The sequence below is a fragment of the Rhodococcus sp. P4_E4 genome (assembly GCF_056401575.1).
Genome location: NZ_JBFUJB010000028.1, coordinates 57,896 through 64,468, shown reverse-complemented (window position 1 = coordinate 64,468; position 6,573 = coordinate 57,896). Strand labels below are relative to the sequence as shown.

At 61.4% G+C, this 6,573-nt stretch carries 4 protein-coding genes and 1 pseudogene; 2 read left to right on the top strand and 3 right to left on the bottom strand.

The window, feature by feature from the left end; all coding sequences use genetic code 11:
- The 3 genes and pseudogenes from AC1DVN_RS27705 to bar form a co-directional block, all read right to left on the bottom strand.
- A pseudogene (locus tag AC1DVN_RS27705) lies at window positions 1-1,067 on the bottom strand (aminotransferase family protein); the annotation flags it as partial.
- 41 nt (window positions 1,068-1,108) lie between these two features.
- On the bottom strand, window positions 1,109-2,587 hold the full coding sequence (locus AC1DVN_RS27700; protein ID WP_019746094.1) for an amidase: 1,479 nt from the start codon (window positions 2,585-2,587) through the stop codon (window positions 1,109-1,111).
- A gap of 137 nt (window positions 2,588-2,724) precedes the next feature.
- On the bottom strand, window positions 2,725-3,834 hold the full coding sequence (gene bar / locus AC1DVN_RS27695) for a barbiturase (protein ID WP_477994492.1): 1,110 nt from the start codon (window positions 3,832-3,834) through the stop codon (window positions 2,725-2,727).
- Between the two features lie 223 nt (window positions 3,835-4,057).
- Here bar and upp point away from each other — a divergent pair, with 223 nt between their 5' ends.
- Window positions 4,058-4,681 carry a uracil phosphoribosyltransferase gene (gene upp, locus AC1DVN_RS27690; RefSeq protein WP_019746096.1) on the top strand — a complete coding sequence of 208 codons (624 nt, stop codon included), beginning with the start codon at window positions 4,058-4,060 and terminating at the stop codon, window positions 4,679-4,681.
- 92 nt (window positions 4,682-4,773) lie between these two features.
- Complete coding sequence (locus AC1DVN_RS27685) at window positions 4,774-6,471, top strand: PucR family transcriptional regulator (RefSeq protein ID WP_003946020.1); 1,698 nt, start codon at window positions 4,774-4,776, stop codon at window positions 6,469-6,471.
- Window positions 6,472-6,573: the final 102 nt, after the last annotated feature.

The following is a 6,573-nucleotide window of genomic DNA, read 5'->3' as shown; positions in this document are numbered from 1 at the left end:
CTGCCATCTCCGCGACCTGATCGTCGGTCATGACGAACGTCGGCGAAATCTGCATCGCACCCTGACCCGCCGCGCGACCCGAAATACCGTGCTCACGCAACGTCTTCACGAACGGCAAAGCCTCCGCCGGATCAGCCAACTGCACCGCAGCGACCGCACCSAGYCCACTACGAACCTCCGCCACCCGCGGATGCTCGGCCAACGGCTGCAGATGCGTATGCAACGACGCCTCCAGACGCTTCGACTCCCCAAGCAAATTCTCACGCTCGAGAATGTCGAGGTTCGCCATCGCCGCCGCAGCAGCACCGGCATGCCCRCCRTACGTGTAACCATGACGCCACCACGAACCCGCATAGAACGGCTCCGCCACCCGCGGCGCGATGAACACCGCACCCATCGGAACGTAACCGGACGTCAAACCCTTTGCCGTGGTCATCATGTCGGGCTGCAAATCGAAACGAGTAGACGCGAACCACTCGCCGCCGATACGACCGAAACCGGTCACSACCTCGTCGACGACAAACAGAATGTCGTGCTCGCGGCAGATGTCGCGCACCTCSGCCARRTACCCCTCCGGCGGAAGATASACCCCACCCGCACCGATGATCGGCTCCGCGAAGAACGCGGCGATCTTGTTCGCACCGATCCTCTCGATCAACTCGAGCAGACTCTTCGCATCATCCCAGCCGACCGTGGCCGCATCCGCCATCAGCTCGCCGTAACCCTCACGGTTCACCGSAATACCCGCYAGAGCCGTTCCCGCAACATGCATTCCGTGGTACGCCTTCTGACGACCGACGATGATCGCCTTCTCCGGCTGCCCCACCTCATGCCAGTACCGGCGAGCGAGCTTCGCCGCAGTGTCCACCGAATCCGAACCACCCGAAGTGAAAAAGATCTTGCTCCCGGCAACCGGCGCTGGTGAACCACAGGCCCGCCGTCGCATCCAGATACCGAGTGCCCTCGCGGTCCCAGATGTACGCGCCCTCACCGCGAGAGACGACAAACGCGCCGTTCTTCTCCACAGCGCCCATGTCCGCGAACCCGTGCCACAATGCCGAAGCCATCGTCGTTCTCTCCCAACTGGATACGTTCGAAATAGATTAGGTCAGTTCACGCGGAGTGCGGGAGGAAGAACCCGCTCGACCCACTGGGTTGCCTGCTCGAATGCGTAGGCGAGTTGGAGTACGTCCAAGTCGGCTCCGTGCCGACCGATGATCTGGATACCCATGGGAAGCGAACGATCGTCGAAGCCGACCGGCATCCCCGCAACCGGAACCCCGGCCATCGTCCAGGGAACAACCGTCTCCATCCACCGGTGATACGTGTCCATCGACCGCCCGTCGACGGTCTCGGGCCAGTGAGTGTTCTTGTCGAAAGGAAACACCTGAGCACTCGGCGCGAGAATGTAGTCGTAGGTTTCGAACATCTTGGTAATGGCCGACAGCCAGCCGTTGCGGGCCTCCGCAGCCTTGGTCACGTCGAGTGCCGAGAGGGTGACCGCATGCCCGAGTTCCCACAACAGTTCGGGCTTCATCAACTCACGCAAACTCGGATCGTTGTACTGATCGATCAAACCGAGCTGCGCCCACCAACGCCATCGCAGGAACAGTTGCCAGATGTCCTCGGGTTTGAAGTCAGGAAGCGCAGCCTCGACGCGGCACCCCAACTGTTCGAAGACCTCGAACGAGGATTCGCACAACTCGAGAACTCCAGGTTCGGTTGCCAGGTACCCGTTCCAGTCACCGACCCATGCGATCCGAGAGCCCTTCAGATCCCGTGCGAGGCTTTCGGTGAACACAGCGGGATTCTCACGAATCCCCAACGGTGCATAGGCATCCGGCCCCGCCATCGTAGAGAGAAGGTGAGCCACGTCGGTGACGGTTCGGCCCATCGGACCCACAACAGCGCCCTGAGCGATGAATCCCGTCTCCGGTATCCGACCCCAGGAAGGTCGAAACCCCACAACGTTGTTGAACGCCGACGGGTTTCGGAGCGAACCCATGTAATCACTTCCATCAGCCACCGGCAGCATGCGAAGCGCCAACGAGGCTGCGGCGCCTCCGCTGCTACCGCCGGCAGTGCGCGAATTGTCGTACGGCGACACCGTCGTACCCCACACCGGGTTGTACGTCTGGGATCCGAGCCCGAACTCCGGTGTGTTCGTCTTGCCGATCACGATGGCACCGGCAGACTTGATCCGCTTGACGAACAGGTCGTCCTCTTCGGCGATTCGATCCGCGAACATCGGCGACCCGGACGTGAACGGCAGACCCTTGGCTGCCGAAAGATCCTTCACCGCATGCGGAAACCCGTGCATCCAACCGAGATACTGCCCACTCGCCAACTGCGAATCACGCTCGCGCGCCTCCGCCGTCAACGCTTCCCGATCCCGCAATGCGACGATCGCGTTCACCGCCGGGTTATGAACTTCGATCTGGTCGAGGTAGCTGTCCATCACCTCGACACACGACACTTCACGCCTGCGTATCAGACCACTGAGCGTGACCGCATCGGCCATGACGAGCTCGCGATTCTCGGGCGCACCGGAAACGCTCTCGTCGACAGGGTCAGCAGCATGAACCATCGTGAATCCTTTCAAGCAGTGAAGTGGGTTGCGCCGGCAGAATCTCGGTCGGATTCGCCGCCACCGGCAACTGATTCGAGGACGAATTACCGGTGGCGGCGCGCGACTGTCGAAGTTTCCAGCGAGGTTCTTACCGGCTACTGACCGAGATCGACGATGGCGGCGACGGGGCCGCCGCCCTCGGGGCCCTGATGCGCTGCCGAGACCGAGACGAACACTGCCGGATCACCGGTGACAGCTGCCGTGACTCCACCTACGCACGACTTGATCTGGCGGTGCCAGTGCACATCGGAGTCGTCGAGCATCGCATTACGACGGCCGCGGACCGTTCCGTCCTGGCTGGCCTCGCACTTCAAGAACACGTTGACGAGTTGACCGTCCAGGTCGCTCGAGTGCGGCCGCGACGGAAGTTCGAGTCCGGCGTCACGGATCGCCGCCCAGATGCCGTCCTGGTCGAGCGGATCCTTCATCACGCTGTGGCCGATCCGGTAGCGTCCGCCGACGCCACGTGCGTTACCGACGACAACGATCTGAGCACGGTCCAACTCGACGCCGGACGAGCAGGATGCAACAGAGGAGAAGAGCTCGCGGCTGTGCATGACATCCTCGTCGGTCGGCATGTCGATTTCGCCGAGTGCAACCGCGATTCCGAGCGCCGTACCGCCGTTGGACAGGTCCATCGACTCATGAGTCTGTTCGGTCCACACGGTCTTGCCGCGACTCTTGGCGTCACGGATGGTGTGGATTGTCAGCAACGGAGTCTTGGTCTGTACGTAGTGCACGTCGGCGGGATCGGTGATGCCGGCATCGGCCATCGCATCTTTCACCGCCGCAGCTACTTTGGTGATCATCGCGGTACGACCGATGTCCTCGGGCAGCAACTGCTCACTCATGGCGACACCCACGGTCAGTCGCGGCTCGTCGGTCTTGGTGACCTTGTCTGCCGGTACCGTCGCGAAGATCGTCGCGTGCGGGCTGATCACACCGTCCGTGCCGCCTGACCAGACGATCGGCACCTCCGCCACCTCTTCGGGGCTGCGATTACCCTTGGCGGAGAGAACCTCTCGAAACGCTCGGTCCGCGATGATGCGCGTGTAGTCGTTGACGCCGCCGTTACCCTCGGTTTTGCCGATGACTGCAATGACGCGGTCGGCCTCGAGGACACCGTCGTCGATCAGCTTGGCGAGCTCACTGGCGTCGGAGACGCTGTGTAGCGGAACCTTACGGACCTCGATTGCTTCGGGCATTGGCATCTCCTTGTATAGGGAATCGTGGAGGCAAAATTGGGCCTTGACAGCTCCTGGCGCCCAGTCCAGCCGAGCGGTTCGGAACTGCCATGCCGACCACGCTATGACGACTCGAACCCTTCGGCATCGTCAATAGTTGCCCAAACGAAAACCACGATTGGTTATTTCGACTCCGATTCACCGGTTGTGCGCCGCCCCATCGGTTCTCACTTACGATTCGACCATGGACACCACTGTTGTCGACCATCCGCTGGCGGCATCGCTACTCACGACCATGCGCGACGCTCGCAGCGACAACGCGACATTCCGGTCCGCCTTGCGCAGACTGACCCATATGTTGGTCTACGAGGCCATGCGCGGCGCAGAAGTGGAACAGTTCGACATCGAGACGCCAGTTGCTCCGACGCTGGGAGTGCGACTGGCAAATCCGCCGCTCCTGGTACCGGTCTTGCGAGCGGGCCTCGGCATGGTCGAGCAGGCGAGTGCCCTCATTCCGCAGGCAGGTGTCGGTTTCGTGGGAATGGCACGAGACGAGAAGACACACCAACCGGTTCCGTATCTGGAGTCCCTGCCCGCTGATCTGTCGGGCACCCCCGTCTACGTCCTCGATCCGATGTTGGCGACCGGTGGATCCATCATCCGCACAATCGATCTGCTCATTGCACGCGGAGCCACCGATGTGACTGCAATATGTGTCGTCGTGGCTCCGGAGGGGATCGAAGCACTGAGGAACTCCGGACATCCAGTCAGGCTCCTCACTGCGAGCATCGACGACGGCCTGAACGAAAATGCTTTCCTGGTACCTGGACTCGGAGACGCGGGCGATCGCCAATTCGGACCACGGTAGTTGGCAGACATACGGAGAACCACTCATTTCGAGAGGCTATTTTCGTCAACTGTTGACAATGTTCGTCGCGTGATCGAGCGTAGTCTCGCGACATGGATAGATCTGCCAAATATTCGAGCGAAGAGCTTCAACATTTGCCAGAAGGTGGCGACTACAGACTGACGGTTCGGGATGTCCTCGAGCTACCCAGTCTGCGTGGAGCCGAAGTCCTTGCCGGGCACGGGGGCTTGCGCCACCTCGTTCAATCGGTGAACGTGATGGAAGTACCGGACATCCTCGCTTGGGTGAAGCCGAACGAACTGTTGGTGACAACCGGGTTCCCGCTGCGCTACGGGCGAACCGGAGAGCTTCTCGACGATACAGATCTCAGCGACCTCGTCGACGGTCTCGCACGCCGAGGAGTCGCGGCACTTGCCGTGAAAACGGGCCGCTATCTCGACGAACTGCCGGAAGCCATGCTGCACATGGCAGAGCAGCGAGGGCTGCCGTTGTTGGTTCTTCCCGTCACCGCAGGATTCGACGAGGTGATCTCGGAGGTCTTCACCAAGTTGGTGGCGAAGCAGTCTGCGGCACTCGACATTGCCGATCGTCTTCACCGCTCGTTGACGTCGATCGTCTTGGAAGGTGGCGATCTACCCCAGATCGCCGCGGAATTCGCCGCGCTTTTCGACGTCAGCGTTCTCATCTGCTCGCCGGACGGAAGAGTGTTGACGGAGGCCGGAGATTCAGCCGCGCTGAACGCGCTTCCGTTGTTCGAAAGCACCGGTCGGTTCCTGACCGAACGGGTCGCTGTCGGTTTACAGAACGCGCCCAAAGGATTTCCTGGTCAGTTGGCGCTCACCCGGGTGGTGGCCGGCGGCACCGACCACGGCCGAATGGTCGCGTACGCCGGCACCCACGAACTCGGCGCAGTTGTCGTTCAAGCACTGGAGCGAGCGGCCACCGTTGCTGCGCTGGCCGTCACCAAGCAGCTGGCAGTTGCGGCAGTGGAATCCAAATTCCGCGGCGACTTCCTCCGCGACGCACTGATAGGTGAAGCCGGCTCGCCGGCGGAAGTGAGCGCGCACTTCACCCAGTTGGGGTGGGATGTCACTCGTCCACTTGCCGTAGTGGTTGCAGAACTCGACGTCGATCACCCGGAATCCCAGCACGCGAATTCCACGCGCACGGACCAAGATCGACTCAGCGACGGCTGGCAACAAGTGGTACGCACCCACGAGCGGACGGCACCCTCCGTCGGGTTTCGACACGAGGTGGTCACGCTTTTCCCCACCAGCACCGACCGTGCGGTTCGGGACATCGAAGGGTTGGTGCGCAAGGTTGCCGGAGATCGCACCAGCGGCCGCCGCTCCTTCAGCACGGGAGTGAGCCGGGTGATCTACTCCCTGGCCGATCTACCTGCTGCCTACGACCAAGCCTGTACGGCCGTGGTCGTCGGCCGACGTATCAACGGGCCGGGCCAGATCGCGCACTTCGACGAACTCGGCGTACACCGACTCCTCTCGCTCCAGACGGACAAGAGCGAACTGCGTTCGTTCACCGATGACGTTCTGAAGTCACTGTCGGCAGACAACGCCGAAGCCGCAGATTTGCGTCTGACACTCCAGACGTTGCTCGACTGCAATTGCAATGTCGCCGAGGCGTCCCGGGCACTGCATATGCACTACAACACTTTGCGATACAGAATCGGAAAGCTGGAGAGCGTCGTCGGATCGTTCACCGACGACCCCGTCCTTCGATTGAACGTCTCACTCGCCCTGCAGGTCATGAAGATGCACGAAATGTCATGAAGATGCACCAAATAGGCTGACAGAGCGCCCCAATTACGGTTCGATACAACCGCAATCCAGCCGTGCGTTAAGCGTTCGTCACTTCTTACCCACCACTGATAC

What these genes read in the sequence shown, in the direction of transcription:
- AC1DVN_RS27685 (WP_003946020.1), top strand. Translation starts at nt 4,774, where the DNA reads ATGGATAGATCTGCCAAATATTCGAGCGAAGAGCTTCAACATTTGCCA.
- AC1DVN_RS27700 (WP_019746094.1), bottom strand. Translation starts at nt 2,587, where the DNA reads ATGGTTCATGCTGCTGACCCTGTCGACGAGAGCGTTTCCGGTGCGCCC.
- bar (WP_477994492.1), bottom strand. Translation starts at nt 3,834, where the DNA reads ATGCCCGAAGCAATCGAGGTCCGTAAGGTTCCGCTACACAGCGTCTCC.
- upp (WP_019746096.1), top strand. Translation starts at nt 4,058, where the DNA reads ATGGACACCACTGTTGTCGACCATCCGCTGGCGGCATCGCTACTCACG.